Annotated in this window: 2 protein-coding genes and 1 pseudogene; 2 read left to right on the top strand and 1 reads right to left on the bottom strand. The window is 72.9% G+C overall.

Annotated elements, in window-relative coordinates; all coding sequences use genetic code 11:
• A pseudogene (locus I5G_RS18310) lies at window positions 1-384 on the top strand (alpha/beta hydrolase); the annotation flags it as partial.
• Between the two features lie 9 nt (window positions 385-393).
• The gene (locus tag I5G_RS18305) at window positions 394-1,323 is read left to right on the top strand and encodes an LLM class F420-dependent oxidoreductase (RefSeq protein ID WP_022880348.1); all 930 of its coding nucleotides are present in this window, start codon (window positions 394-396) and stop codon (window positions 1,321-1,323) included.
• A 14-nt stretch (window positions 1,324-1,337) separates the two neighbouring features.
• On the opposite strand, the gene tadA is transcribed toward I5G_RS18305, so the two are convergent.
• Window positions 1,338-1,805: a tRNA adenosine(34) deaminase TadA gene (tadA, locus tag I5G_RS23515; RefSeq protein WP_051038879.1), complete on the bottom strand. Its 468-nt coding sequence runs from the start codon at window positions 1,803-1,805 to the stop codon at window positions 1,338-1,340.
• Window positions 1,806-1,881: the final 76 nt, after the last annotated feature.

Below are 1,881 nucleotides of genomic sequence, written 5' to 3'. Positions count from 1 at the left end.
AAGTATTTCGACGTCTCGGGCATCGTCGACCTCGCCGAGAAGCCCCCGATCCTCTGGATCCACGGCACGGCGGACGCCATCGTGTCGGACGCCTCGTTCTACGACTTCAACCACCTCGGCGCCCTGGGCATCGTGCCCGACTGGCCCGGCGAGGAGGTCGCGCCCGCGCAGCCGATGGTGTCGCAGACGCGCGACGTGCTGGACGCGTACGCCGCCGCGGGCGGAGAGGTCACCGAGATCGCGGTGGAGGGGGCCGGGCACGCGCCGCACCTCGAGCGACCGGCGCAGTTCCGCCAGGCGCTGCTGACGGTCATCGGCTACGTGGGCCGTCCCGCCGACCCCGCCCCGCCCACCGAGGCGATCATCCTGCGTTCGGCCGACTGAGGGATACCCGTGGAGTACTGCCTGTTCACCGAGCCCCAGCAGGGCTTCTCCTACGACGACCAGCTCGCCTTCGCGCGCTCGGCCGAAGCCCACGGCCTGGACGGCTTCTTCCGTTCCGACCACTACCTCCGCATGGGCGAGGGCGATCCGCTGCCCGGGCCCACCGACGCGTGGACCACGCTCGCCGGCCTCGCCCGCGAGACGTCTCGCATCCGCCTCGGCACGCTGGTCTCGTCGGTGACGTACCGGGTTCCCGGCATCCTGGCGATCCAGGTCGCTCAGGTCGACGCCATGTCGGGTGGCCGCGTCGAACTCGGGCTCGGCACCGGCTGGTTCGAAGCGGAGCATGCCGCGTACGGCATCCCGTTCCCGCCGAAGCGGTTCGACCTGCTCGAGGAGCAGCTCGCGGTGGTGACGGGCCTGTGGTCCACACCGACCGGGGAGACGTTCTCGTTCTACGGCGAGCATTACCGCCTGGATGCCGCGCCCGCGCTGCCGAAGCCCGTCCAGTCCCCCGTCCCGGTCATCGTCGGCGGCGGCGGCCCGAAGCGCACGCCGGCACTCGCGGCGCGCTTCGCGACCGAATTCAACATCGGCTTCGTCCCGGAGGACGTCGTCGCCGAGAAGTTCGCCGTCGTGCGCGCGGCGTGCGAGGACATCGGTCGCGACCCCGCGTCGCTGAAGTTCTCCGTCGCGCTGCCCACGATCGTCGGCGCGGACGACGCCGCGATCGAGCGGCGCGCGGCCGCGATCGGCCAGACGCGCGCACAGTTCGACAACGGCGCGAACCTCATCGGGCGACCGGAGCAGATCGCTGAGAAGGTCGAGCGCCTCCGGGCTCTCGGCGCGGAACGCGTGTACTTCCAGCTCCTCGACCTGCGCGACATCGACCACGCCGACGAGGTCGGCGCCGAGCTGCTGCCGCTGCTGCCCCGCTGAGTCCGGGGCAGCGCTCAGTCGCGGGCGCGATCAGTCGCGGGGTGCCCTCGGTCGCGGCGGTGCTCGAAGAAATCCCGCAGGAGAGCGTATGCCTCGGCCTCGGCGACCCCGCCGACCACCTCGACGCGGTGCGGCAGACGCCGGTCGCGCAGAACGTCGTAGAGCGACCCGGCGGCGCCGGCCTTGGCATCCCAGGATCCGAAGACCACCCGCGGAACGCGCGCCTGCAGGACCGCCCCCGCGCACATGACGCACGGCTCGAGGGTGACGACGAGCGTGCAGCCGGCGAGGTGCCACGTGCCCAGGTGCGCGGCGGCTGCGCGCAGCGCGACGACCTCGGCGTGCGCGGTCGGGTCGTTCGTGACCTCGCGGAGGTTGCGGCCCTCGCCGATGACCGCGCCGGTGGGGCCAAGCACGACCGCTCCGACGGGCACGTCGTCGTGGGTCGCGGCGTCGCCCGCGAGCGCGAGCGCTCGGCGCATCGCGGCGAGGTCGGCGTCGGTGGGGGTCACGGGGCTCCGGAAAGGACGGGGCGGAACGGCGGGGGCCGAGCGGCTA

The sequence above is a fragment of the Microbacterium sp. B19 genome (assembly GCF_000333395.1).
In the GTDB taxonomy this organism is placed as follows: domain Bacteria; phylum Actinomycetota; class Actinomycetes; order Actinomycetales; family Microbacteriaceae; genus Microbacterium.
Note: the sequence above shows the minus strand (reverse complement) of the source record. Positions and strands in the feature narration are given on the sequence as shown.

Coding starts and splice junctions, on each gene's coding strand:
- tadA (WP_051038879.1), bottom strand. CDS start 1,805: ATGCGCCGAGCGCTCGCGCTCGCGGGCGACGCCGCGACCCACGACGAC.